This window comes from Enterobacter cloacae complex sp. 418I7, assembly GCF_050030705.1.
Classification (GTDB): Bacteria; Pseudomonadota; Gammaproteobacteria; order Enterobacterales; family Enterobacteriaceae; genus Enterobacter; species Enterobacter intestinihominis.
The window spans coordinates 2064477-2087098 of record NZ_JBLGUU010000001.1 but is presented as its reverse complement, the minus strand read 5'-3'; the positions used below and the strand labels follow the sequence as shown (position 1 = coordinate 2087098).

Annotated in this window: 23 protein-coding genes and 3 pseudogenes; 14 read left to right on the top strand and 12 right to left on the bottom strand. The window is 52.7% G+C overall.

Features of this window, described 5'->3' with window-relative positions:
* Positions 1 to 28: 28 nt before the first annotated feature.
* Positions 29 to 790 (bottom strand): OBAP family protein, encoded by a 762-nt coding sequence (locus tag ACQG0S_RS10160; RefSeq protein WP_023300017.1) that lies wholly within the window; start codon positions 788 to 790, stop codon positions 29 to 31.
* Positions 791 to 907: 117 nt separating this feature from the next.
* Between ACQG0S_RS10160 and ACQG0S_RS10155 the strand changes: the two are divergent.
* Positions 908 to 1012: pseudogene (locus tag ACQG0S_RS10155) on the top strand (ASCH domain-containing protein); the annotation flags it as partial.
* Between the two features lie 79 nt (positions 1013 to 1091).
* On the opposite strand, the gene ACQG0S_RS10150 reads toward ACQG0S_RS10155, so the two are convergent.
* Together ACQG0S_RS10150 and ACQG0S_RS10145 are read right to left on the bottom strand one after the other, a co-directional pair.
* Positions 1092 to 2360 (bottom strand): Y-family DNA polymerase, encoded by a 1269-nt coding sequence (locus ACQG0S_RS10150; RefSeq protein WP_032622206.1) that lies wholly within the window; start codon positions 2358 to 2360, stop codon positions 1092 to 1094.
* A 1-nt stretch (position 2361) separates the two neighbouring features.
* Entirely contained in the window at positions 2362 to 2781 is a 420-nt protein-coding gene (locus ACQG0S_RS10145; protein ID WP_022647996.1) for a translesion error-prone DNA polymerase V autoproteolytic subunit, read from the bottom strand.
* Positions 2782 to 3107: 326 nt separating this feature from the next.
* Between ACQG0S_RS10145 and ACQG0S_RS10140 the strand changes: the two genes are divergently transcribed.
* The 3 genes and pseudogenes from ACQG0S_RS10140 to ACQG0S_RS10130 all read left to right on the top strand — a co-directional run bounded on the left by ACQG0S_RS10140 (position 3108) and on the right by ACQG0S_RS10130 (position 4885).
* Positions 3108 to 3347 (top strand): DinI family protein, encoded by a 240-nt coding sequence (locus ACQG0S_RS10140; protein WP_006808847.1) that lies wholly within the window; start codon positions 3108 to 3110, stop codon positions 3345 to 3347.
* 262 nt (positions 3348 to 3609) lie between these two features.
* Positions 3610 to 4299 (top strand): annotated as a pseudogene (locus ACQG0S_RS10135) (SOS response-associated peptidase).
* Positions 4300 to 4666: 367 nt separating this feature from the next.
* Complete coding sequence (locus ACQG0S_RS10130) at positions 4667 to 4885, top strand: cold shock domain-containing protein (RefSeq protein ID WP_022647994.1); 219 nt, start codon at positions 4667 to 4669, stop codon at positions 4883 to 4885.
* Between the two features lie 247 nt (positions 4886 to 5132).
* Here ACQG0S_RS10130 and ACQG0S_RS10125 read toward each other — a convergent pair whose 3' ends face one another.
* A complete protein-coding gene (locus ACQG0S_RS10125) occupies positions 5133 to 5297 on the bottom strand; it encodes a YnfU family zinc-binding protein (protein WP_213083702.1) in 165 nt (54 codons plus the stop codon).
* Positions 5298 to 5446: 149 nt separating this feature from the next.
* On the opposite strand from ACQG0S_RS10125, the gene ACQG0S_RS10120 reads away from it, so the two are divergent.
* On the top strand, positions 5447 to 5674 hold the full coding sequence (locus ACQG0S_RS10120) for a hypothetical protein (protein ID WP_071881491.1): 228 nt from the start codon (positions 5447 to 5449) through the stop codon (positions 5672 to 5674).
* Positions 5675 to 5882: 208 nt separating this feature from the next.
* Positions 5883 to 5990 (top strand): YnaM/YnfT family protein, encoded by a 108-nt coding sequence (locus ACQG0S_RS10115; protein ID WP_022647993.1) that lies wholly within the window; start codon positions 5883 to 5885, stop codon positions 5988 to 5990.
* A gap of 297 nt (positions 5991 to 6287) precedes the next feature.
* Here ACQG0S_RS10115 and dcp read toward each other — a convergent pair whose 3' ends face one another.
* Complete coding sequence (gene dcp / locus ACQG0S_RS10110) at positions 6288 to 8321, bottom strand: peptidyl-dipeptidase Dcp (RefSeq protein ID WP_048965803.1); 2034 nt, start codon at positions 8319 to 8321, stop codon at positions 6288 to 6290.
* Between the two features lie 143 nt (positions 8322 to 8464).
* Here dcp and ydfG point away from each other — a divergent pair, with 143 nt between their 5' ends.
* Together ydfG and ACQG0S_RS10100 are read left to right on the top strand one after the other, a co-directional pair.
* On the top strand, positions 8465 to 9211 hold the full coding sequence (gene ydfG, locus ACQG0S_RS10105; protein WP_022647991.1) for a bifunctional NADP-dependent 3-hydroxy acid dehydrogenase/3-hydroxypropionate dehydrogenase YdfG: 747 nt from the start codon (positions 8465 to 8467) through the stop codon (positions 9209 to 9211).
* Between the two features lie 90 nt (positions 9212 to 9301).
* A complete protein-coding gene (locus tag ACQG0S_RS10100; protein WP_003857403.1) occupies positions 9302 to 9988 on the top strand; it encodes a GntR family transcriptional regulator in 687 nt (228 codons plus the stop codon).
* A gap of 35 nt (positions 9989 to 10023) precedes the next feature.
* Here ACQG0S_RS10100 and ACQG0S_RS10095 read toward each other — a convergent pair whose 3' ends face one another.
* Complete coding sequence (locus ACQG0S_RS10095; RefSeq protein ID WP_023300013.1) at positions 10024 to 10455, bottom strand: universal stress protein; 432 nt, start codon at positions 10453 to 10455, stop codon at positions 10024 to 10026.
* 287 nt (positions 10456 to 10742) lie between these two features.
* On the opposite strand from ACQG0S_RS10095, the gene ydfZ reads away from it, so the two are divergent.
* Positions 10743 to 10946 (top strand): putative selenium delivery protein YdfZ, encoded by a 204-nt coding sequence (gene ydfZ, locus ACQG0S_RS10090; RefSeq protein WP_003857405.1) that lies wholly within the window; start codon positions 10743 to 10745, stop codon positions 10944 to 10946.
* Between the two features lie 44 nt (positions 10947 to 10990).
* On the opposite strand, the gene ACQG0S_RS10085 is transcribed toward ydfZ, so the two are convergent.
* The 5 genes from ACQG0S_RS10085 to ACQG0S_RS10065 form a co-directional block, all read right to left on the bottom strand.
* Positions 10991 to 12454 (bottom strand): mannitol dehydrogenase family protein, encoded by a 1464-nt coding sequence (locus ACQG0S_RS10085; protein ID WP_063138219.1) that lies wholly within the window; start codon positions 12452 to 12454, stop codon positions 10991 to 10993.
* A gap of 223 nt (positions 12455 to 12677) precedes the next feature.
* The gene (locus ACQG0S_RS10080; RefSeq protein ID WP_045621671.1) at positions 12678 to 14057 is read right to left on the bottom strand and encodes an MFS transporter; all 1380 of its coding nucleotides are present in this window, start codon (positions 14055 to 14057) and stop codon (positions 12678 to 12680) included.
* 73 nt (positions 14058 to 14130) lie between these two features.
* A complete protein-coding gene (locus ACQG0S_RS10075) occupies positions 14131 to 15150 on the bottom strand; it encodes a Zn-dependent oxidoreductase (RefSeq protein WP_063138220.1) in 1020 nt (339 codons plus the stop codon).
* 14 nt (positions 15151 to 15164) lie between these two features.
* A complete protein-coding gene (gene manD / locus ACQG0S_RS10070) occupies positions 15165 to 16379 on the bottom strand; it encodes a D-mannonate dehydratase ManD (RefSeq protein ID WP_023300009.1) in 1215 nt (404 codons plus the stop codon).
* A gap of 111 nt (positions 16380 to 16490) precedes the next feature.
* The gene (locus tag ACQG0S_RS10065) at positions 16491 to 16817 is read right to left on the bottom strand and encodes a YnfA family protein (RefSeq protein WP_023300008.1); all 327 of its coding nucleotides are present in this window, start codon (positions 16815 to 16817) and stop codon (positions 16491 to 16493) included.
* Between the two features lie 150 nt (positions 16818 to 16967).
* Here ACQG0S_RS10065 and ACQG0S_RS10060 point away from each other — a divergent pair, with 150 nt between their 5' ends.
* Both ACQG0S_RS10060 and speG read left to right on the top strand, forming a co-directional pair.
* Positions 16968 to 17306 carry a DUF1283 family protein gene (locus tag ACQG0S_RS10060; RefSeq protein ID WP_022647984.1) on the top strand — a complete coding sequence of 113 codons (339 nt, stop codon included), beginning with the start codon at positions 16968 to 16970 and terminating at the stop codon, positions 17304 to 17306.
* Entirely contained in the window at positions 17306 to 17866 is a 561-nt protein-coding gene (gene speG / locus ACQG0S_RS10055) for a spermidine N1-acetyltransferase (RefSeq protein WP_023300006.1), read from the top strand. The genes ACQG0S_RS10060 and speG overlap by 1 nt, the downstream gene beginning before the upstream one ends.
* Positions 17867 to 17883: 17 nt before the next feature.
* Here speG and ACQG0S_RS10050 read toward each other — a convergent pair whose 3' ends face one another.
* Positions 17884 to 18594: a YnfC family lipoprotein gene (locus tag ACQG0S_RS10050; protein ID WP_048965754.1), complete on the bottom strand. Its 711-nt coding sequence runs from the start codon at positions 18592 to 18594 to the stop codon at positions 17884 to 17886.
* Between the two features lie 192 nt (positions 18595 to 18786).
* On the opposite strand from ACQG0S_RS10050, the gene ACQG0S_RS10045 reads away from it, so the two are divergent.
* The 3 genes and pseudogenes from ACQG0S_RS10045 to ynfE all read left to right on the top strand — a co-directional run bounded on the left by ACQG0S_RS10045 (position 18787) and on the right by ynfE (position 22612).
* A complete protein-coding gene (locus tag ACQG0S_RS10045; RefSeq protein WP_045621664.1) occupies positions 18787 to 19641 on the top strand; it encodes a benzoate transporter in 855 nt (284 codons plus the stop codon).
* A gap of 102 nt (positions 19642 to 19743) precedes the next feature.
* A complete protein-coding gene (locus ACQG0S_RS10040; protein WP_006808860.1) occupies positions 19744 to 20049 on the top strand; it encodes a DUF1161 domain-containing protein in 306 nt (101 codons plus the stop codon).
* Between the two features lie 130 nt (positions 20050 to 20179).
* Positions 20180 to 22612: pseudogene (gene ynfE, locus ACQG0S_RS10035) on the top strand (selenate/tellurate reductase subunit YnfE).
* The last annotated feature ends 10 nt before the right edge of the window (positions 22613 to 22622 follow it).

Genomic DNA, 22622 nt, shown 5'->3' with positions numbered 1-22622 from the left:
GCCGGGGTATTCCTGAAGGCTTTTGATATCAAAAATGGCTTGTGTCGCCCTGGCCATGCTCACCTGAACCTTTAACCCGCTTAAGCTGGATCTCTTCACCACGTTGCCAGGCATCCGCTCCCTTAGCAACTGGGTGCGCCACAATATCCTTACGTTCTTCTTTGATGGCTTGCGTGCTCACGTCAAAGCGTCGATCTCTGTCCGCCAGAAGTTTAGGGTCTAACTGCCCTTCCCCGGTAAAGCCCATCATCAGTGCCGGAATGCCGAGCGGCAGCTTTTTATCGCGGTCGGTGTGCCAGGTATGCCAGGTCTTGCCGTAGGTATTCACAATTTTGCTCATCAATGCTTTGTCAGCCACTGCAGGTAAACCTGGAGCAATCAGGCTGCCGGATTTCACTTCATATTGATGGCTGTGCCACAATTTTTTTTCTTCCGGCGGCAGTGTGTTAAACAAACGCTCACTAATGATGTACTCAACGCCCATTAAACGGGCATCTTTGGTGTTACCGTCGTAGATCACCGCCTGCATCACGTCTTCATTCAACACGGTTACATAATGATGGGCTTCCATCTGGCCATTTTTATCCCCGCTATAAAAATGGAAACCGTCAAGGTAGGCACTCATTGCATCAATGGGCGGACGGGACTGGATAAGCTGAGCACCGGCTTCAAGCGTGCTCGTCCCGACGGAGGTTTTTACACCCGGAACAGGCGTATTTGAAGGGGTATTGTTCGCGCCACAACCCACTAACGTCAGGCTCGACAATAATAAAAGCGATAATGGTTTCATTGACCCTCCCTGTAAAAGTCACTTTACTGAAAGTAGTACATTCGCGCAGACACGCCAGGAGAGTTTTTATTAAACCATCCGGCAAACTGGCGTACGTTCCGTTTAAGAACACCATTTAAATACTGGCAGAAAGAGCATCAGAGATTTTTCAGCCGCGAAGGCCATTTTTCTGAAGATATGGAGTTGATCGCAGAAGAGTTTGAAGTGGTTGAGATCCTGTAGGACAAAGTAAAGGGGCTGGCGTTTGATCAATTGCCATTTATATCAGTGCCCGCTTCTGGCACAAAACAGCCATTAACATTCATCGAATTCTCAGTAAATCTGAATACCGGGTCGTATACCGCGGTGAAAGCATTTCACGCTTCATCTGCCATTGCTGCTGTATGCCCTGCCCGGCAAAATAAAGCGTACCCTTTCCATCTTTCGCGTTCAGACGATCCAGCACTTCCATCAGCTTTTCACTTCCGGCACGCGGCGCGCTGTTGTCAAACAAATTGAGCTGGGCAACGCCCTGGCTGAAGAAGTCCCCGAGCATAATGCCGGCTTTCTGGTAGCGGTGGCCCTCCTTCCAGATTTTGTCGAGGCACTTTACCGCGGCGTTGATAATGTCGCGGGAGTCCTGAGTGGGTGTGAGAAGCGTCATTGAGGCACTGTTGCCGTAATAGGGTTCGTTCAGAGCGAACGGAGAGGTCTTTACGAACGCCGAGATAAAGCGGCAATACTGGTGCTCGCCACGTAACTTCTCAGCGCCACGGGCCGCATAGCTGCATATAGCCTGGCGCACCTGCTCGTATTCTGTCACGCGCTCACCGAATGACCGACTACAGACGATCTCCTGCTTTGTCGGTGCAAACTCTTCCAGATCGAGGCACGGCTCGCCGCGCAGCTCCCGGACCGTTCGCTCCAGCACTACATTGAAGTGCTTGCGGATAATCCACGTGCTCTGCTCTGAGAGATCCAGCGCCGTTTTGATACCCATCGCATTGAGCTTCTTGCTGATGCGCCTGCCCACGCCCCATACGTCCTCTACAGGCACGATAGCCAACAACCGGCGCTGGCGGTCGATATTGGATAAATCAACCACCCCACCCGTCTGCTGCTGCCATTTCTTCGCCGCGTGATTTGCCAGCTTCGCCAGCGTCTTCGTCTGGGCTATGCCAACGCCGACCTTCAGGTGCGTACGCTTCAAAACCGTTTCGCGGATCTCCTTGCCAAAATCAGTCAGGTCCCGGCAATTACGAACCCCGGTGAGATCACAAAAGGCCTCATCAATGGAATATATTTCGACGCGAGGGCTTATTTCTTCCAGCGTGGTCATTACCCGGCTGGACATGTCAGCGTAAAGTTCGTAGTTACTGCTGAAGCAAACCACGCCGGCGCGCCGGAACAGGTCTTTCTGCTTAAAGTATGGCGCCCCCATGGTAACGCCAGCGGCTTTGGCCTCTGCGCTGCGCGCTATCACGCAACCGTCGTTATTTGAGAGGACAACCACCGGTCGGCCTCTCAAATCTGGCCTGAATACCGTCTCGCATGATGCATAGAATGAATTCACATCACAGAGCGCAAACATATCAGCTGGCCGATTTAACAATAAAAGTGACCACACCAAAAACGTCCAGCGTGTCTTCACTGCCAACGATAATCGGTGAATAAGCGCTGTTCATCGGATTGAGTTGAACATTAGGCCGCAGTTGCAGGCGCTTAACGGTGAATTCCCCTTCCACCGCGGCGATGACGATATCGCCGTGCTCAGCCGTTCGGGAACTATCGACCACCAGTAAATCGCCGTCGCTTATTCCCCCTTCAATCATTGAATCACCCGCGGCTTTAACGAAATACGTCGAGCTGGGGTGGGCAACCAGAAGTTCATTAAGATCAATGCGCTGCTCCACATAATCGGCAGCCGGGCTTGGGAATCCGCACTGAACTAAATCACTGAAAAGTGGAAGCGCGATAATCTCACGCAGTTCTGTAGGTCTGATAAATTCCATTACGCATACCTCTAATACTGTTTTTATATACAGTAGTTTTGTTTTGAAGCACGCGCAAGGCAGCTGAACCGTAGCGACTGTTTAAACCTTCACCGTTTCGTTTGTAAGTTTCTCTCTGGCTTCAAATTATGGTTTTTGTAAATTTTACGATTAAACGCTTCGACTGCTCGTTTTAAAGGCTAAATGAATAGATTGTCATCAACATAAACAAGGTGAAGGGCGGCATGGCATTTCTTTAGCCGGAATGCCGTTTGACTGTACCCATATACAGTAGTATTTTTACGTGCAGACAGAATCGCACAATTAATATTCATAGGGAAAAAATAATGTTTGTTGAACTGGTTTATGACAAGCGAAACGTACAGGGGCTGGAGGGAGCCAGGGAGATAATTCTGGCTGAACTGACAAAACGTGTGCACCGGATTTTTCCTGATGCCAGCGTGACGGTTAAGCCAATGCAGGCGAATGGCCTGAATAGCGATGCCAGCAAAAGCGACCGGGAAAAGCTGAACCGTATGCTTGAGGAAATGTTTGAAGAGTCGGACATGTGGCTGACGCAAGAGTAACAAGGTTAACAAATACCAGCCCACCGGGGAAAAACCGGGCGCAATGCCCGGTTCTGTTTTCAGCCAGTAATGCCTTTAATCACTCACCCGCGGTTCTCCAGCATCGGTTCATTTCTCGGATCGTGCCCGCAAGATAAAAACGCCTCCCGGAATTTCTGCCCATTTTCTCGCGTTATCTTGTACAAAATACAGCTTTTGCATGTCGATCAAGTCACTTATCCCTGCCCTATACTTTGAGTATGACATCCGACTGGAGGTTTCTATGTGTGGACGCTTTGCACAAGCCCAAACCCGTGAAGAATACCTGGCCTACCTTGCCGACGAAGGCGATCGCGACATCGCGTATGACCCGGCCCCCATTGGCCGGTACAACGTCGCGCCCGGTACCAAAGTCCTGCTGCTGAGCGAACGCGACGAACTACTGCACCTCGATCCGGTGTTCTGGGGCTACGCACCTGGATGGTGGGACAAAGCACCACTGATTAACGCACGTGTAGAAACCGCGGCCACCAGCAGAATGTTTAAACCTCTGTGGCAACATGGCCGGGCGATCTGTTTTGCCGATGGATGGTTCGAATGGAAGAAGTCAGGTGACAAGAAACAACCCTACTTCATCCACCGGGCCGACGGTCAGCCAATCTTTATGGCGGCGATCGGAAGCACACCGTTTGAGCGCGGCGATGAAGCCGAGGGATTTCTGATTGTGACGTCTGCGGCTGATAAAGGCCTCGTCGACATTCATGACCGCAGGCCACTGGTTTTGTCACCAGAAGCGGCACGCGAGTAGATGCGACAGCATGTTGGCGGGAAAGAAGCTGAAGAGATAGCTTCAGATGGTGCAGTGCCCGCCGATAAGTTCGTCTGGCATGCGGTAACGCGTACAGTAGGAAATGTAAAAAACCAGGGAAGGAATTTGATAGAGCAAATAGAAATCAAATCTGATCTTAGTTAGACCTGCACTTTTTAGATGGGATAATAAAACCCTTCCCTCTATTGAAGTCAAAACCTTTGACAACTCCTGTCATTTTACGGGACAAATTATTTCCTTGCTGTAAATCAAATTTGACGACACAGGAAAAATTTGGATTGGCTAATCTAATCTGTATGGCCTCCCAGATGGCTAAAATAAGATTTGCTTAAAAGATCTACACGTGCCTTAATGATGCGGTTGGTTCGATGCAATGTGAATCTGACTTTTCCAAAGTAGTCCTCATAACCAGGTGCTATCTCTGATATCCCCTCCTCTTGAGTCCATACGTATGCCATCATGCGTTTCTTTTCATGAACTTGTAACTTTTAAGTGTTCAAGTGGAGTTTTTATGTCATCAAAAATGATAGGTCTTGTTAAGTGGTTTAACGATGATAAGGGCTTTGGCTTCATCTCCCCACTCGATGGAAGTAAAGATATCCTTGTTCACTCTTCTTCTCTACAGGGAGAGACATTCAAAACTCTTTTTGAAGGCCAAAAAGTTAAATTTGCTGTCATTGCCGGTACCAAAGGTCCGACAGCTGCAAATGTTACGCTTTGCGATAAATAACCCCCTCAATGACCGCTTAAGCTTCTGTGAATTAAATAATCAGAAGCGTCATTTATCGTTTGCGAATATCATTACAACAGGCCAGCATATTTACAGCACCGTCAAATTTGCTGACCGATGTGATGAAATGCAGGACTGCTGCATGAATAGTCTCAAAGCAGAAACTAACTGCTTATAAAATATTAAAGTGCGTAAGAGGTTAGGCAGCCTCCAAAAGCATCACTTCTTAGTTATTATATGAGATTTTTTAGTAATGTTGAGGGGATTTGAACAACGCGTTGCAGTAAGGGCAAACCAGTTGAGCTCCCTTTTGTACACGATTGTAACTATGCTCCGAGTCTCTTGTGCAGTTTGGACAAGGGCATTTGACTAAATAATTTCGGCGGAATTGCGTGTTTTTACGTGCAGACATAAGCTTCTCCAGTACAAATGGACTGCTACAGTACACGTTAAGGCAGAATATTGCTTGTTTTAATTTCGAAAGAGGTAACTAAACGTCAATAAATCAACCCCTTTCGAACAACCCCGGGCCATAAAACCCCCTGAAATACATGGTGATACATGAAAAAAGTAATTATTTTCTTTAATGGTAAACCAGGTAAAGTAATCACCGTACTTAAGGGCGTGACATCAATACGCGAACAATACCCTAATGGAGAAGGGATAAACCTTCCGATAATGTCAGCCGGTTTTCCCTCTTTAACAGGTGACCATGAAGTTATCTATGTTGCATCAGATCGAGAGCTTACATCTCAGGAAATATTAGATGCAGCCAGGAAGTATCTATAAGCTTCAATATCTTCTACCAACACTGCAGATAACCTTTAGTAACAAGCATTATTAAAACAATTAGGAATTATCAGTATTGCCTACCTGGCGTAGGCTTTTTTTTCATTTAGCAGACGATACATTCCTGTCTAATGTCATATATTTTTTAGGACTCGGAACATTTTTTGATTCAAACAGTCTAAAAGATATACTCACAAAGGGGGCCTTTATGACAACGCTTATCATCTCTACTATCGTGGCAATGGTACTGGCATTGATGATTTTAAGTCTGATCAAGATCGGGATCAGCGTATCGAACAATCCTGATGAACTGTAATGTATTCAAGTTTCCATAACCTCTTTATTTACTGGGCAGCCTATTCACCTTTCCTCGCAGGCAGCGCCACTCCAGCCCCGGGTACGTTCCACAATTAATTCCCTCTCCATTGGCGCAGCAGGAAGCTGCCCAGTCGTTCGCCCTGATATATAGGGTCAGCCATAAGAAAGTTATCCTGCAAATTTCGCAGAATTCAAGGATTCATTTTGGGGAGGAATTTGGAGGAGTTTCGGGGAAGAAAAAATCGAACAAAAAACCGGGCATCGCGCCCGGTTCTGTTTCCACACTAAAAAGCCCTTAAGCACTCAATCCACGATTCTCCAGCATCGGTTCGATCCTCGGATCGTGCCCGCGCCAGTTCCGGTAAAGTTCAGCTAAATCAGAGCTGTTCCCGCGGGACAAAATCGCCTCGCGGAATGTCTGTCCGTTTTCGCGCGTTAAACCACCCTGCTCGACAAACCACTGATAGCCATCGTCCGCCAGCATCTGCGTCCAGAGATAGGCGTAATAGCCCGCCGCGTAGCCGCCGCCGAAGATATGAGCAAAATAGCTGCTGCGATAGCGCGGCGGTACGGCTGGAAGATCCAGCCCTTCTTTTTTCAACGCGGCGGCTTCAAAGGCTTCCACGTCTTCAATGGGCTCATGAATGCCGTGCCAGTTCATATCCAGCAGCGCGGCGCTCAGCAGTTCCGTCATGTCATAACCCTTATTAAACTGGGTCGCATTGAGCATTTTTTCCCGCAGCGCATCCGGCATCGGCTCGCCGGTTTGATAATGGCGGGCAAAGTGCGCAAACACCTGCGGATGGCTGGCCCAGTGTTCATTGATCTGCGACGGGAATTCAACGAAATCACGTGGCGTGTTGGTGCCTGAAAGCGTGGCATAGCGCTGGCTGGCAAACAGGCCATGTAGCGTATGGCCAAACTCGTGGAACAGGGTAATCACATCATCCCAGGAGATCAGCGCGGTCTGCCCGTTCGCTGGTTTTTGATAGTTGCAGACGTTATAAATCACCGGACGCGCGGCAAACTCGTAAGACTGCTCAACAAAATTCCCCATCCACGCCCCGCCCGCTTTGGAATCACGCGCGAAAAAGTCGCCGTAGAACAACGCCATGCCTTCACCCGTGTGGTCGAAAATCTCCCACACGCGAACGTCCGGGTGATAAACCGGAATATCGAAACGCTCGACAAAACGGATACCGAACAGCTGCGTGGCGGTCCAGAATACGCCATCTTCCAGCACGGTATTGAGCGCGAAATAGGGTTTGATCTGCGACTCATCCAGCGCGTATTTCGCTGAACGCACGCGTTCGGCATAAAACGCCCAGTCCCAGGCCTGCACCGTAAAACCGCCCTGCTCGTCGTCAATGACCTTCTGAATATCCGCCTGCTCCAGCGCGGCTCTGCTGCGCGCCGCAGGAACTATCCCGCGCATGAATTCGAGCGCGGCATCCGGCGTTTTCGCCATCTGATCGGCAATGCTCCAGCTGGCATAGTTGTCAAAGCCGAGCAGCTGCGCCTGTCTTGCCCGCAACGCGGTAAGCCGACGGATCAGGTCGCGCGTATCGTTTTCGTCGCCTTTTTGAGTGCGTTCCCAGCCCGCGCTAAACAGCTTTTTACGGGTCTCGCGCAGAGACAGCGCCGCCAGCGCGGGCTGTTGCGTGGTATTCAGAAGCGGGATCAGCCAGCGATCCGTCAGCCCTTTTTCTGCGGCAGCATGAGCCGCGGCAGCCATCTCCTCCGCACTGAGTCCGTCAAGCTGGTGAACATCATCCACCACCAGCCCTCCCGCCTTATTCGCCGCCAGCAGGCGCTGGTTGAACTGGCTGGTCAGGGCGGCGGCTTCGGTATTCAGGGCTTTCAGCTCGGCTTTTTCATCGGCGTTCAGACGCGCGCCCGCAAGAACAAAGTGCTGATACGTCACCTCCGTCAGTCGGCGGGATTCGGCATCCAGCGTGTCGCGATCCTGCCAGACGGCTTCCACGCGGGCGAAAAGCGTATCGTTTAGCCAGATATCGTTCGCCAGCCCGGCCAGTTCGGTGGAGAACTGCTCGTCCAGTGCCTGAAGATAATCGTTGGTGTGTGCGGACGTCATGGCGAAGAACACGCTGCTGACGCGCGACAGCATGGCCCCGCTCTTTTCCAGCGCCAGCACGGTGTTGTTGAAGTCCGGCACGGCGCTCTGCGCGATAATCGCGTCAATATCTGCACGCTTGAGGCGCATTGCTTCATCAAACGCCGGGCGATAGTGGCTGTCTTCTATCACATCAAAACGCGGAGCCTGATAAGGCAGCAGGCTAACGTCAAAGAAAGGGTTGTTGACCGACATCGTTTACTCCTGAGCACGGTATTTCTCACCAGAGTAGGCCAGCCTGCTCCGGCCTGCAATGGCGTCATACAAATGTTGCCTTAACGATGTGCCCGAGTGCGTGCTATGGTAGTACAACACAAAAAGCGTTGAGGAACAGTGAGATGATTATATTAGTTACCGGGGCGACAGCAGGTTTTGGTGAAAGCATCACGCGTCGCTTCGTCGCCAACGGACATAAGGTGATTGCAACGGGTCGTCGTCAGGAGCGTCTCCAGGAGTTGAAAGACGAGCTGGGCGACAGCATCCTGACCGCACAGCTGGACGTGCGCAACCGCGCCGCCATTGAAGAGATGATTGCCAACCTGCCTGCCGAATGGCGTGAAATCGACGTGCTGGTCAATAACGCTGGCCTGGCGCTGGGCATGGAGCCTGCCCACAAAGCCAGCGTGGAAGACTGGGAGAACATGATCGACACCAACAACAAAGGCCTGGTGTACATGACCCGCGCCGTGCTGCCGGGCATGGTTGAACGTAACCGTGGTCATATCATTAATATCGGTTCCACCGCAGGCAGCTGGCCTTACGCGGGCGGCAACGTCTATGGCGCAACCAAGGCCTTTGTACGCCAGTTTAGCCTGAACCTGCGCACCGACCTGCACGGTACCGCGATCCGCGTGACCGATGTTGAGCCGGGCCTGGTCGGTGGAACGGAATTCTCCAACGTGCGTTTCAAAGGCGATGACGCGAAAGCGGATAAAACCTATGAAAATGCGAATGCGCTGACGCCGGAAGATATCACCGAAACCGTCTGGTGGGTCGCGACGCTGCCGAAGCATGTCAACATCAACACGGTTGAGATGATGCCCGTCAGCCAGACCTATGCCGGACTCAGCGTGCATCGCGGGTAATTCACCCTTCCCGGCCTGCGGGCCGGGTATGTGATGACGGGTAAAAGAATGGTAGTATGTTCAGGTTAACTCTCTGAGAAATCACAACCCATGGCCGCTGAATCGCAACTTAATCCTACCCAGCCTGTAAATCAGCAAATTTATCGCATCTTACGCCGTGATATCGTTCGCTGCCTGATCCCACCGGGAACGCCACTCTCAGAAAAAGAGGTTTCGGTACGTTTTGACGTTTCCCGTCAGCCCGTGCGCGAGGCGTTTATTAAGCTCGCAGAAAACGGCCTTATCCAGATCCGCCCTCAGCGCGGCAGCTATGTAAATAAAATTTCGCTTTCGCAGGTACGGAATGGCTGTTTTGTTCGCCAGGCCATTGAGTGCGCCGTTGTGCGTCGCGCCGCGTCGCTCATCAACGATAACCAGTGCTACCTGCTGGAGCAAAACCTGCATCAGCAACGCATTGCCATCGACCGCAAACAGTTAAACGACTTTTTCCAGCTGGACGACGAATTTCACCAGAAACTGGCGCAGATCGCCGAGTGCCAGCTCGCGTGGGATACCGTCGAAAACATCAAAGCTACCATCGACCGCGTGCGCTACATGAGCCTCGACCATGTTTCTCCGCCAGAGATGTTGCTGCGCCAGCATCACGATATTTTCAGCGCACTGGAAAAACGCGACGTGGAAGCCGTAGATAAAGCGATGACGCTTCACCTCCAGGAAATTAGCGAGTCAGTTCAGTTAATTCGTCAGGAAAACCGCGAGTGGTTCAGCGAAGAATAAAACCTCGCCGCCCCCTTTCGGTTGCGGCGAAGTGATTAGCGGACCACTAACACCGGAATAGTGGCGTAGCGCAGGATAGTTTCAGCATTCGAGCCCAGCAGATGTGTTGTCATGCTCGGGTTTCTTGATCCAATAACAATAACGTCATATTTCCCCTCTTTGCTGAGCTGGATGATTTCATCGCGTACGTTGCCGAAACGTACTTCACAATCAATATTTTCCGGGGACATATCAAAGAGCCGTTTCAGTGCCTTCATCTTCTTATCCGACTCGGCGGTCATATACTCTTCGAACTTCTTAATATCGGCATTGAACCCCCGCAGTAACGAACGGCTGCTGTTAGGGAGAATGTTGACCAGGGTGATCGTCGCGCCTTCCGATTTCGCGAGGTTGACCGCGTGGCGTACCGCTTTATCGCTTAGATCCATTTCAAACACGTCAACAGGCATCAAAATTTTCTTATACATAAGCCTGACTCCTTTTCCGATGAAGGGTTATTTTCTGCCTCCAGAATGGCATTGTGGATATAAACAAAGCCTAAACACTTGCGTCTGGAAACTATCAATTAAGGAAAATAACTGTCCGCTTTGTAAAGCGGTGTCCTGAACCGTCAACGCCATCAGGAAATAAGAAAAAAGTGTGAGCTTGATCAAAAGCAAATAATTCTGTTTAAGAGAGGCGTATTAATAGTGCCCCGTGAACGGCAGCCGTTGAATTAGCGCCGTAACGGATAAGTGCGAGAGGAGAAAATACCATGATGACATACGACCGTAACCGAAATGCAATCACCACTGGCAGCCGCGTCATGATTAGCGGCACAGGTCAGTTCGGCGTGATTAAAGCGATCCACAGCGACGGCCTTAATGCCGAGCAGGTGCGTCGTGGTAAAACGGTTGAAGTGGAAGGATGCGAAGGTAAGTTCGAACCGATTGAGCTGATTCGCCTGGGGATGCACTAAGCTGTGCCCCGACATGCCGCCGCGAACGGCGGCATGTCAAAGCGTTAAAGCCGGGTGGCGTACTCAGCAACCGTGGCCTTCGCGCCTTTTTGCAGCAACGTTTGATAGGCCTGCATGACGGCAGCCACGAATACCGTGTCCTTCGGCAGCTCGTTACCGAAAATAGCCTCAATGCCCAACAGCGCGCTAACGCGGCTTTCACCTTCAGCGCTACCGTTTACCGCCGCCTGAATCACCGCCAGCTGCGGATCGCTCACCTCAATCGCGTTACCCTGCTCATCCACACCGCCGACATAACGCATCCAGCCCGCCACGCCGAGGGCCAGCAGCGGGAAGGGTTTCTGGTGGACAAGGTGCCAGCGCACGGAATCGAGCATGCGCTGCGGCAATTTCTGGCTACCGTCCATGGCGATTTGCCAGGTGCGGTGACGCAGGGCCGGATTGCTGTAACGCGCAATCAACTGGTCGGCATAACGACCCAAATCCACGCCCCGCACTTTCAGCGTCGGCGCCTGCTCTATCAGCATCAGCGCATGCGCGGCTGCGCGATAATGTTCATCTTCCATGCAGTCGTTAATGTGCTGATAACCGGCAAGATAGCCGAGATAGGCCAGGAACGAGTGGCTGCCGTTAAGCATTCGCAGCTTCATCTCTTCAAACGGAATGACATCAGAAACCAGCTCCGCACCGGCCTTTTCCCACTGGGGACGTCCGGCAACAAAATTATCTTCCACCACCCACTGGCGGAACGGCTCGCAGGCGACACCTGCCGGATCGCGTACGCCAGTCAGCTGTTCGATTTTATCCAGCGTATCAGCCGTGACGGCGGGCACAATGCGGTCCACCATGGTTGACGGGAAGGTGACGTTCGCTTCGATCCAGTCCGCCAGATCGCCGTCTACGGCGCGCGCGTAGGCACAGGTCACATTGCGCATCACGTGGCCGTTCTCCGGCATGTTATCGCATGACATCACGCTGAATGCCGGTAGCCCCGCCGCCTTGCGACGCGCCAGCGCCTCAACCACCACGCCCGGCGCAGATTTAGGCTGATGCGGGTTTTGCAGGTCGGCAACGATAAACGGATGATCGAACATCAGTTGTCCGGTTGCCGGGGAGTGGCAATATCCTTTCTCGGTGATGGTCAGGGAAACAATGGCGACCTGCGGCTCGCACAGCGCCGCCAGCACGGTTTCCAGCCCGTCGATCTGCGCATGCAGCGCGTTTTTGACGACGCCGACCACGCGCGCCGTCCACGCATCGGCAGACATCTCTGCCACGGTATAAAGGTTATCCTGTGCCTTCAGATCGGCGATCTGCTGTTCGCCGCCAATCAGGTTAACTTCGCAGTAACCCCAGTCGCTGCCCTGTTCTGCGGCGAGTATATCGGTGTACACCGCCTGGTGCGCACGGTGAAACGCGCCAAACCCTAAATGAACAATGCGTGCCTTGAGGCTGTCGCGATCGTATTGAGGATGCGTTGCCTTCGCCTGTAATAACCGGTTTTCCATGATTGAGACTCGTTAATTAATGAAAGCTGTGATCCACTGCCGCTTCCTTTTAAGAGCGGCAGCGCCTGCTGACTACACCAACTAGAATGGCAGTCGGAGTCAAAAAACGCTGCCATTAACCATACTGATACATCGTTTTCAGATCTTGATTTACATTAACTTTTCGCCATGTGGTGTGACATCAGTAAAAAGTTGTGTGACAGGTAACGCAAGATGTAAACCACTAGCGGCGTGAAGAGAGCGCGCCGTAGGCTACCGAGTCCTTATGAGGAGCCTCCGCAGCATCTTCGGCTTCACTCAAATCGCGGTCGCGCACTTCCGGCATCAGCAACGCGGAGACCAGCCCAATCAGCGAGTACGCCACCAGCATCACCACAATCGGCCACCAGGACCCGGTCATGTTGCAGAAGATCCCCGCCAGCACCGGACCAAAGCCTACAGCTACCAGCCCGCCCGCCTCTTTCGAAATGGCCATGCGGGTAAAGCGGTTCCGCGAACCAAACATCTCTGCCATGGTGATGTTTTCCAGCGCGAACAGCCCGAGCACCGCAAAGTTATGAATAACGATGATAGAGAGCATAATCACGCCCGGCGCGTAACTCTTATCGACGATAATCGACAGCATCGGGTAAGCCAGAATAATGGCTGAAATGTTAAGGAGGATATACGGCAGACGGCGCCCCACTTTATCGGACAGCCAGCCCAGCAGCGGGATGGAGAGGAAGCCGAGAATCGAACTGATCATCAGCGCATCGGTTGGGATCGCCTTATCAAACAACAGCGTCTGCACCAGATATCCGGCAAGGAAAGTCTGAATCAAACCTGAGTTGCCGGCCTGACCAAAGCGCAGCCCCGTCGCCAGCCAGAACGATTTGCTCTTAAACATCGCGCCTAATGAGGTATCCTGCGCAGCAACCGGCGCAATGGTTTCAGCGTCGTTAACCTTCTCAAACACCGGGCTCTCTTTAAGGTTCATACGCAGCCAGATGGCGAAGATCATCACCACCACGCTGGCGAGGAACGGCACGCGCCAGCCCCAGGCAATAAGTTCTTCACGATCGAGGGCAAAGAACATCACGGCCCAGATCGCCGTGGCGCTCAGCGTCCCGCAGTTGGTTCCCATGGCCACCAGCGAGGAGATGATGCCGCGTTTACCCTTCGGCGCGTACTCCGCCAGCATGGTACCTGCGCCGGAGATTTCTGCCCCCGCGCCCAGCCCCTGAATAATACGCAGCGTCACCAGCAGCACCGGTGCGAAAATCCCGATCTGCGCGTAGGTTGGCAGGACGCCGATTAAGGTGGTGCAGATCCCCATCATGGTGATGGTGATAAACAGCACCTTTTTGCGGCCAATTCTGTCTCCCATTCTGCCGAAGATAAATGCCCCGACGATACGCGCGATGTAGCCTGCCCCATAGGTCCCCATCGCCAGGATCAGCGCCATGGCCGCGGATTGTTCAGGGAAGAAAATTTCATGGAATACCAGCGCGGCGCCAAGGGAGTAAAGCTGAAAATCCATAAACTCCAGGGCGGTGCCCAGCCAGCCGGATACGGCGGCTTTCACCAGGTCTGACGTACTTCTTTGAGGTTGTGCTTGAGTCATAATGGCTATCTCTGCAAGGTAAGATGCGTACCACTGAGAGCCTGTCTTCGCAGGCTCTTAACCGCGTGAATTATTATTGGTCGAACGTGAGCAAGACTTTGCAGCACTGCCGCTGGTCTTTTTCAAACAGTTCGATGGCGTCTGTAACGTGGTGATAGTCAAATGTATGGGTGACCAGTTTTTCAGGGTCGATCAGCCCTTTTTCCAGCCAGTCAATGACCACCGGGAATTTGTTGGCATTCAGGCGCGAAGAGAAGATCGACAGCTCTTTGCCGGTGATCCCCTGCTGCACGATCTGACTCGGGTCGCTGGAGAAGCCCATCAGCACGATGCGCGCCGCCGGAGACGCCAGCGTAATCGCTTCCTGCAAAATGGACGGATGACAGGCAGCATCGATGATTAACGTCGGCTTGATGCCTTTTTCATCCAGCGCGGCCTGTAACGAGTGCTCGCTGTTGTTGAAGACCCAGTCTGCGCCGCTGCGTTGCGCCATCCCCAGCCGCTCATCAATCCGATCCACCACGATGACCTGCTTCACCTTGTAAACGCCCTTTAGCGCCTGCACGGTGACCAGCCCCATCGGGCCTGCGCCGTAGATCAGCGCCACGTCCTGTTCGGTGGGTTTCGCCTGCCCCGTCACGTTGGCGGCAATGGTGAAGGGCTCAACCATCACCGCGTGTTTGTCAGGGATCGCATCCGGAATGTGCCAGGCATTTTTCGCCGGCACGACGGCGTATTCGCTGAAGCCGCCGTCACGGTGGACGCCCAGCACCACCAGCGAGGTGCAAACGTTCGGTTTTCCGACGGAACACGGGTAGCAGTGTCCGCAGTTGATCACCGGATCCACAGACACGCGCTGGCCCAGTCGGGTGCTCTCCACGCCTTCGCCAACCGCGTCTATTTCGCCAAAGAACTCGTGACCGATTACCCGCGGGTATTTCGCAAACGGGTTATGCCCGCGATAGATATGGCTGTCTGAACCGCAGATACCGGCGAGCTTAATTCTGACGCGGACGTCGCCTGCGCCCGGCAACGGGAGAGGACGCTCCTCAATCACCAGCGTATTCGGCTGTTGGATCACTACGCTTTTCATTATTCGCTCCTCGTTTACCAGTTCCAGAGGGTGCCGTCTTCCAGACGGGCCACCGGCAGACAGGCCGGTTCGTACGGGTATTTCGCTGCCAGCTTCTCATCAAACTCAATGCCCAGCCCTGGCTTGTCGCCCGGGTGCATATAGCCGTTATCGAAGCGCCAGCTGTGCGGGAACACTTCCAGCATCTGCTCTGAATACCCCATATACTCCTGCACGCCAAAGTTCGGTACCCACAGGTCAAAATGCAGCGCCGCGGCGTGGCAAATCGGCGACAGATCCGACGGGCCGTGTGAGCCGGTACGCACCTGGTAGAGTGAGGCAAAGTCAGCAATGCGACGCATCCCGGTGATGCCGCCCGCATGGGTTATGGTGGCGCGGATATAGTCAATGAGCTGCTCTTCAATCAGCTGCTTGCAGTCCCAGATGCTGTTGAACACTTCCCCCACCGCAATGGGCGTGACGGTGTGCTGGCGGATCAGGCGGAAACACTCCTGGTTTTCAGCGGGAGTCGGGTCTTCCATCCAGAACAGGCGGTACTCTTCAATGCTTTTGCCGAATCGCGCCGCTTCGATGGGCGTCAGACGATGGTGCATGTCGTGAAGGAGATGTTCGTTGAAGCCGAACTGACTGCGCACTGCGTCGAACAGTTTCGGCGTGAAGTCGAGGTATTTCTCGGTGGACCAAAGCTGCTCGTCCGGCCAGTCGCCCTTGGTTGCAGGCTCATACGCCAGCCCTTTTCCTTTAGACATACCATAGGTGGTTTTCATCCCCGGCACGCCGCACTGCACGCGAATAGCCTTGAAGCCCATCTCTTTATGACGGGCATAATCTTCCAGTACGTCGTCAATGGTGTGCCCGGTGGTATGACAATAAACCATCACCCCTTCCCGGGAGGCTCCGCCCAGAAGTTGATAGAGCGGCATGTTCGCGGCTTTCGCTTTGATGTCCCACAGCGCCATATCCACGGCAGAAATCGCTGACATGGTGACCGGGCCACGACGCCAGTATGCGCCTTTATAGAAGAATTGCCAGATATCTTCGATGCGGTGCGCATCGCGGCCAATCAGCTGAGGGCACAGGTGATCTTTCAGGTAGGAGGCAACGGAAAGTTCACGTCCGTTAAGCGTGGCATCACCCAGGCCGACAATGCCCTCATCGGTGGTGATTTTAAGGGTGACAAAGTTACGCCCCGGGCAGGTGACAAATACTTCAGCCCCGACAATCTTCATAATCCATTTCCTTACATCGCTCGTTGTGATGCAGGAAATTTACGCAACTACACTACTACCATACAAGTATAACGATCGAAAAATCAGCGGGCGATCACACTATGAGGACGACTATGCGCGTCCCCAGCCGGCCACGATGATCAACATGCCGCACAGGGCAACCAGCGCGCCTGCCCAGTCATACAGGCTTAGCCTGATGCCATCGACAAAGCGCAGCCACAGCAGCGCAGTACAGACGTACACCCCTCCGTAGGCCGCATAAACCCGCCCGCTAGCGGCCGGATGCAGGGTGAGCAGCCAGACGAAAAGGACCAGGGACACACCCGCCGGGATCAGCAGCAGCGCGGAAGCGCCCCGCTTTAGCCAGAGCCACGGCAAAAAGCATCCGATGATTTCACACAGCGCGGTCGCGAAAAAAAGCAGCGTCGTTTTGAACATTTTTCTCGTTTCGTGAGGATTGATTTAGACATCATACGCGATAATGCTCTCATCGTTCCCATACCTGCCGCGCGGGTATGACACCCTTTCGGATTGGTGTAGAATCCAACGGGGTAATCCGATTGTCTGCACCCGTTTAAAGGAAACGCTATGACTACATTAAGCAAACGCCTTTGTCTGACAGCCGCACTGGCGCTGTCCTCGTTCGCCTTCACCGCAACGGCATCAGCCGAAACCAGCAAACTCATCATTGAGTCTGGTGACAGCGCGCAAAGCCGTCAGAACGCCGCCATGGACAAAGAACAATGGAATGACACCCGCAGCCTGCGTCAGAAAGTGAATAAGCGCGTGGAAAAAGAGTGGGATAAAGAAGACGTCGCGTTTGATGCCCGCGACAAATGCCAGCAAAGTGCCAACGTCAACGCTTACTGGGAGCCTAACACCCTGCGCTGTCTGGATCGTCGCACTGGCCGCACGGTAGCACCGTAATGTCGATGCCGTGTGACGTAAAGCTCCGTCCGCTGGAGCGCGAAGATTTACGCTTTGTCCACCAGCTCGACAACAATGCCAGCGTGATGCGCTACTGGTTTGAAGAGCCTTACGAGGCCTTCGTCGAGCTGTCCGATCTCTACGATAAGCATATCCACGATCAGAGTGAACGCCGGTTTGTGGTGGAGTGCGAAGGTGAGAAAGCCGGGCTGGTTGAGCTGGTTGAGATCAACCATGTTCACCGTCGGGCGGAATTTCAGATCATTATTTCACCGGAGCACCAGGGGAAAGGTCTTGCGTCGCGGGCGGCAAAGCTGGCGATGGATTATGGGTTTAACGTCCTGAATCTCTACAAGCTTTACCTTATCGTCGACAAAGAGAACGAAAAAGCGATTCATATCTACCGTAAGCTCGGCTTTATGGTGGAAGGTGAACTGATCCATGAGTTCTTTATTAATGGCGAATACCGTAACACCATCCGCATGTGCATTTTCCAGCATCAGCATCTGGCCGGGCATAAATCCTCCTCCGCCAACCTGCTTAAACCCACCGCGCAGTAACCTGCGCGGTATTATTCTTAATAATATTCAATGCTGTTTTTGATGGTGTACTTGCGCTCAATGGCAGGTCTAACGCTGTCATCGACGATAACCAGCTCGCAGCTCACCGGGTTGTTGTGGCGATCGTAATCGCAACTCTGCTTTACATTGCCCATCGGTTTATCGTTCAACAGGCTTACCGCCGTATAATCCATGCGCTTACGCAGATCTTTCGACGGCATCGATTTGACCGATAAACGCTGGTCGCCGGAGACCGTGGTTTTACCGAGCGGGTAGCCGTCGGTATCATACTGGTACTTCACTTCCATCTCTTTGCTGTGCGCGGCAACCACAAACCCGTTATCGTCGGTGTCCCACGTCAGGCCGGCAGACGGCAGTTCCGCCAGCTGACATTTTCCCTGCAACTTCACCTTCTGCTGCTGGGTTTCCGCATCGACGTAGTAGTTAGCATCCAGCACCAGCGCAACGCCCGTGTTAGCCTCCAGATCGTGCAGTTCAAGGGTATCGAAACACCCCTCCGACGACATCGTTCCGGTCACGCGTTTAGAGACTTCACCCTTATCGTTCAACAGCGTCTGGGTAAAATCTTTCACCGGCCCGCGCAGAGGGTCAAAGTCAAACTCGTTCGAAAAGCTCGCCATCTCTGGCGTAAATGACAGCGGCGCGGTGTTGTTGTCACATCCCACCAGTACCGTTGCCAGTAGCGTTATCGCTGCGTATTTATTCACATCATTTACCGTTCAGAGAGAGATACAATCATATTAGCAAATACAGCAACTTACATAACAGCACTTCATTTGACTCTTTACGCTGTATAAATCCGTCATTTGCATTGACGAGACCTGCCAAAGTGGCTACTTTGGGCGCGGAAAATTCCACATTATTATAAAATTAGATTCTTAAATTTTCGGGTTAATATCATGATTTACGACTGTTTTTTGTACTATGACGAAGATATGTTGCTCGACATCAGATTACATACGCTCGCTGATGTCGTTGACCGTTTTGTCATTGTAGAAGCAACACACTCTTTTACGGGCATACCGCGAGAATTACATTTCGATATTACGAAGTTTGGCAAATTCAGAGACAAAATTATTTACGTGCCTTTTGACGCGCAGCCTATTTTAAACAGTGCTGACAATAACCAGGTTGATGCCTGGGCAAATGAAGCAGCGCTTCGCAACTCCATTATGAATGGGTTAAAAGACGCGGCAGACGACGATCTGATTCTGGTGTCAGACGTTGATGAAATTTTCTCTCCCGAGACGGTCAGGGCCATTAATCCACGCGCGCTCTGCACGACTATTCATCAAAACGTGTTCAACTATCAGTTTAATCTTCAGGTTCACAACATGGATGGTACGCCGAGAAAATGTACCTTGCCCCGCGCGACGTCCTATTACAACCTTAAGCATTTCTTCCACGGTGAGCCTGAATCTTTCAGAAACTGGAAGCGGGCACGCAAAGATAAAAACTGGTCATGGTTTAAATGGAACTGGCTAAAAATCAATAATAAGGTTGTGAAAGATGGCGGCTGGCATTTCTCCTGGGTAATGACCCCAGAAAGAATTTCCGAAAAAATGTCTACCATTTCTCATACCGAATACGATCTGCCGGAATTTAATAACCCGGAACATATTATGAAGGTTATCACCAACGCCGAAGATATCTGGGGACGAGACCGAAAACTGGTCAGGCAAGAGGTATCAAAACGCACCCTGCCTTCTTATCTGGTAGACAATCAGCACCATTATTCGCAATTTATTTTATGACGCAGGCGGGGCTCCAGGACAATTCAGAAAGAGAGACACAAAAACAAAAGCTTACCCTAACCCTGCTATGCTTACAGTCTACACAGTGAAAAGGAGCTACAGATGAAACGGTTACCCTGGATTACCGCCCTGCTGTTAATGAGTGCTTCACCTGCTATTCTTGCGGCCCCGGACTCCTGCGAGCGCGTGAAAAGCGACATTCAGCAGAAGATTATCAACAACGGCGTACCGGAGTCTGGCTTTACCCTGAACATCGTGCCGAACGATCAGGCCGACCAGCCGGATGCGCAGGTCGTTGGGCATTGCGCCAACGATACTTTCAAAATTTTGTACACTCGCACCAGTAGCGGAAACTACCCGGTAAGCGGTGCAGGTACGCAGGAGAATGCACCCGCTGAGCCGCAATGATTTTCCCACTCAATTCCCCTGAGTTGACGAGGATTAATATTTAATACCTCTAAATAAGTAACACTCCCCCCATCATTAGCCCGGTTGTAGTCACGGGTGAAAATAATTATTAACAATGATGGGGTGAGTTATGTCCGAAGTTGAACATCACGACGGGATAAGCCGTCGAACTCTGGTTAAATCTACTGCCATAGGATCTCTGGCGCTTGCCGCCGGTGGGATCGCATTGCCTTTTGGTCTGAAAAGCGCCGCCGCCGCAGTGCAGACCGCTATTCAGCCAGCGGAAGATAAAGTCGTCTGGGGCGCCTGCTCGGTAAACTGCGGTAGCCGCTGCGCGCTGCGTCTGCACGTTCGCGATGACGAAGTCTATTGGGTTGAAACGGATAATACCGGCGAGGATGTTTACGGCAACCATCAGGTTCGCGCCTGCCTGCGAGGCCGTTCAATTCGCCGTCGCATTAATCATCCAGACCGTCTGAACTATCCGATGAAACGCGTGGGCAAACGCGGAGAAGGCAAGTTTGAACGTATCACCTAAGCGCTGGACACCATCGCCGCGAGCCTGAAAAGCGTGGTCGAAAAATACGGCAACGAAGCGGTCTACATTAACTACTCCTCCGGAATTGTCGGCGGCAATATCACCCGCTCCTCCCCTTACGCCTCGCTGGTGGCACGCCTGATGAACTGCTACGGCGGCTTCCTCAGCCACTACGGCACCTACAGCACCGCGCAGATCGCCTGCGCAATGCCCTACACCTACGGCAGCAACGACGGCAACAGTACATCAGATATCGAAAACACCAAACTGGTGGTGATGTTCGGCAATAATCCGGCAGAAACGCGCATGAGCGGCGGCGGGATCACTTACTACCTTGAACAGGCACGTGAACGGTCTAACGCACGAATGATCGTTATCGATCCGCGCTACACCGACACCGCCGCAGGCCGCGAAGACGAGTGGATCCCGATTCGTCCGGGCACCGATGCCGCACTGGTGGCAGGTATTGCGTGGGTGCTGATTAATGAAAACCTCGTCGATCAGCCTTTCCTTGATAAATACTGCGTGGGTTATGACGAAAAAACCCTGCCGGAAGGCGCACCTGTTAACGGTCATTACAAAGCCTATATTCTCGGCCAGGGTGATGACAAAACCGCGAAAACCCCGGAATGGGCGTCGCGCATTACAGGCATTCCTGCCGATCGCATTATTAAGCTGGCCCGTGAAATCGGTTCGGCAAAACCGGCCTACATTTGCCAGGGCTGGGGCCCGCAGCGTCAGGCCAACGGCGAGCAGACATCCCGCGCCATCGCCATGCTGCCGATCCTGACCGGCAACGTCGGCATTAACGGCGGCAACAGCGGCGCGCGCGAATCGACCTACACCATCACCATCGAACGTATGCCGCTGCCGGAAAATCCTGTGAAAACGCAAATCTCCTGCTTCAGCTGGACGGATGCCATCGTGCGTGGACCGGAGATGACCGCCCTGCGCGACGGCGTACGCGGCAAGGATAAGCTGGATGTGCCGATCAAGTTCATCTGGAACTATGCGGGTAATACCATCATCAACCAGCACTCTGATATCAACAAAACTCACGACATTTTGCAGGATGAGAGTAAGTGCGAAACGATCGTCGTTATCGACAACTTCATGACCTCGTCCGCGAAGTATGCCGATATTGTCCTGCCGGACCTGATGACCGTTGAGCAGGAAGATATCATCCCCAACGATTACGCCGGCAACATGGGATACCTGATTTTCCTCCAGCCGGTAACCGCCCCGAAGTTTGAGCGCAAACCCATCTACTGGATCATGAGCGAAGTAGCGAAACGTCTCGGACCGGATGTCTATCAGAAATTCACCGAAGGCCGTACGCAGGAGCAGTGGCTGCGCTACCTTTACGCCAAAATGGTTGCCAAAGATCCGCTGCTGCCGTCCTACGACGCGCTGAAAAAAATGGGTATTTATAAGCGCAAAGATCCAAATGGACATTTTGTGGCCTATAAAAAATTCCGTGACGATCCGGATGCCAATCCGCTGAAAACCCCGTCGGGGAAAATCGAGATCTACTCCAGCAAGCTGGCGGATATTGCGGCAACCTGGGAACTGCAAAAAGACGAAACCATCACCCCGCTACCGGTCTATACCTCAACCTTTGAAGGCTGGGACGCGCCCGAGCGCAGCAAATTCCCGCTGCAACTGTTCGGTTTCCACTTTAAAGCCCGTACCCACTCCAGCTACGGCAACGTGGATGTGCTCCAGGCCGCCTGTCGCCAGGAGGTGTGGCTTAACCCTGTAGACGCCGAGAAGCGCGGCATTAAAAACGGTGACACGGTGCGCGTGTTTAACGATCGCGGCGAAGTGCGCATTGCCGCCAAAGTCACCCCGCGCATTATGCCTGGTGTGAGCGCGATGGGCCAGGGCGCCTGGCATGACGCCAACATGAACGGCGATCGTGTCGATCACGGCTCCTGCATCAATACCCTGACCACACACCGCCCGTCACCGCTGGCGAAAGGCAATCCGCAGCACACGAACCTGGTGCAGATCGAGAAGGCATAAGGATTAACCG

What these genes read in the sequence shown, in the direction of transcription:
- ACQG0S_RS10160 (WP_023300017.1), bottom strand. Translation starts at nt 790, where the DNA reads ATGAAACCATTATCGCTTTTATTATTGTCGAGCCTGACGTTAGTGGGT.
- ACQG0S_RS10150 (WP_032622206.1), bottom strand. Translation starts at nt 2,360, where the DNA reads ATGTTTGCGCTCTGTGATGTGAATTCATTCTATGCATCATGCGAGACG.
- ACQG0S_RS10145 (WP_022647996.1), bottom strand. Translation starts at nt 2,781, where the DNA reads ATGGAATTTATCAGACCTACAGAACTGCGTGAGATTATCGCGCTTCCA.
- ACQG0S_RS10140 (WP_006808847.1), top strand. Translation starts at nt 3,108, where the DNA reads ATGTTTGTTGAACTGGTTTATGACAAGCGAAACGTACAGGGGCTGGAG.
- ACQG0S_RS10130 (WP_022647994.1), top strand. Translation starts at nt 4,667, where the DNA reads ATGTCATCAAAAATGATAGGTCTTGTTAAGTGGTTTAACGATGATAAG.
- ACQG0S_RS10125 (WP_213083702.1), bottom strand. Translation starts at nt 5,297, where the DNA reads ATGTCTGCACGTAAAAACACGCAATTCCGCCGAAATTATTTAGTCAAA.
- ACQG0S_RS10120 (WP_071881491.1), top strand. Translation starts at nt 5,447, where the DNA reads ATGAAAAAAGTAATTATTTTCTTTAATGGTAAACCAGGTAAAGTAATC.
- ACQG0S_RS10115 (WP_022647993.1), top strand. Translation starts at nt 5,883, where the DNA reads ATGACAACGCTTATCATCTCTACTATCGTGGCAATGGTACTGGCATTG.
- dcp (WP_048965803.1), bottom strand. Translation starts at nt 8,321, where the DNA reads ATGTCGGTCAACAACCCTTTCTTTGACGTTAGCCTGCTGCCTTATCAG.
- ydfG (WP_022647991.1), top strand. Translation starts at nt 8,465, where the DNA reads ATGATTATATTAGTTACCGGGGCGACAGCAGGTTTTGGTGAAAGCATC.
- ACQG0S_RS10100 (WP_003857403.1), top strand. Translation starts at nt 9,302, where the DNA reads ATGGCCGCTGAATCGCAACTTAATCCTACCCAGCCTGTAAATCAGCAA.
- ACQG0S_RS10095 (WP_023300013.1), bottom strand. Translation starts at nt 10,455, where the DNA reads ATGTATAAGAAAATTTTGATGCCTGTTGACGTGTTTGAAATGGATCTA.
- ydfZ (WP_003857405.1), top strand. Translation starts at nt 10,743, where the DNA reads ATGATGACATACGACCGTAACCGAAATGCAATCACCACTGGCAGCCGC.
- ACQG0S_RS10085 (WP_063138219.1), bottom strand. Translation starts at nt 12,454, where the DNA reads ATGGAAAACCGGTTATTACAGGCGAAGGCAACGCATCCTCAATACGAT.
- ACQG0S_RS10080 (WP_045621671.1), bottom strand. Translation starts at nt 14,057, where the DNA reads ATGACTCAAGCACAACCTCAAAGAAGTACGTCAGACCTGGTGAAAGCC.
- ACQG0S_RS10075 (WP_063138220.1), bottom strand. Translation starts at nt 15,150, where the DNA reads ATGAAAAGCGTAGTGATCCAACAGCCGAATACGCTGGTGATTGAGGAG.
- manD (WP_023300009.1), bottom strand. Translation starts at nt 16,379, where the DNA reads ATGAAGATTGTCGGGGCTGAAGTATTTGTCACCTGCCCGGGGCGTAAC.
- ACQG0S_RS10065 (WP_023300008.1), bottom strand. Translation starts at nt 16,817, where the DNA reads ATGTTCAAAACGACGCTGCTTTTTTTCGCGACCGCGCTGTGTGAAATC.
- ACQG0S_RS10060 (WP_022647984.1), top strand. Translation starts at nt 16,968, where the DNA reads ATGACTACATTAAGCAAACGCCTTTGTCTGACAGCCGCACTGGCGCTG.
- speG (WP_023300006.1), top strand. Translation starts at nt 17,306, where the DNA reads ATGTCGATGCCGTGTGACGTAAAGCTCCGTCCGCTGGAGCGCGAAGAT.
- ACQG0S_RS10045 (WP_045621664.1), top strand. Translation starts at nt 18,787, where the DNA reads ATGATTTACGACTGTTTTTTGTACTATGACGAAGATATGTTGCTCGAC.
- ACQG0S_RS10040 (WP_006808860.1), top strand. Translation starts at nt 19,744, where the DNA reads ATGAAACGGTTACCCTGGATTACCGCCCTGCTGTTAATGAGTGCTTCA.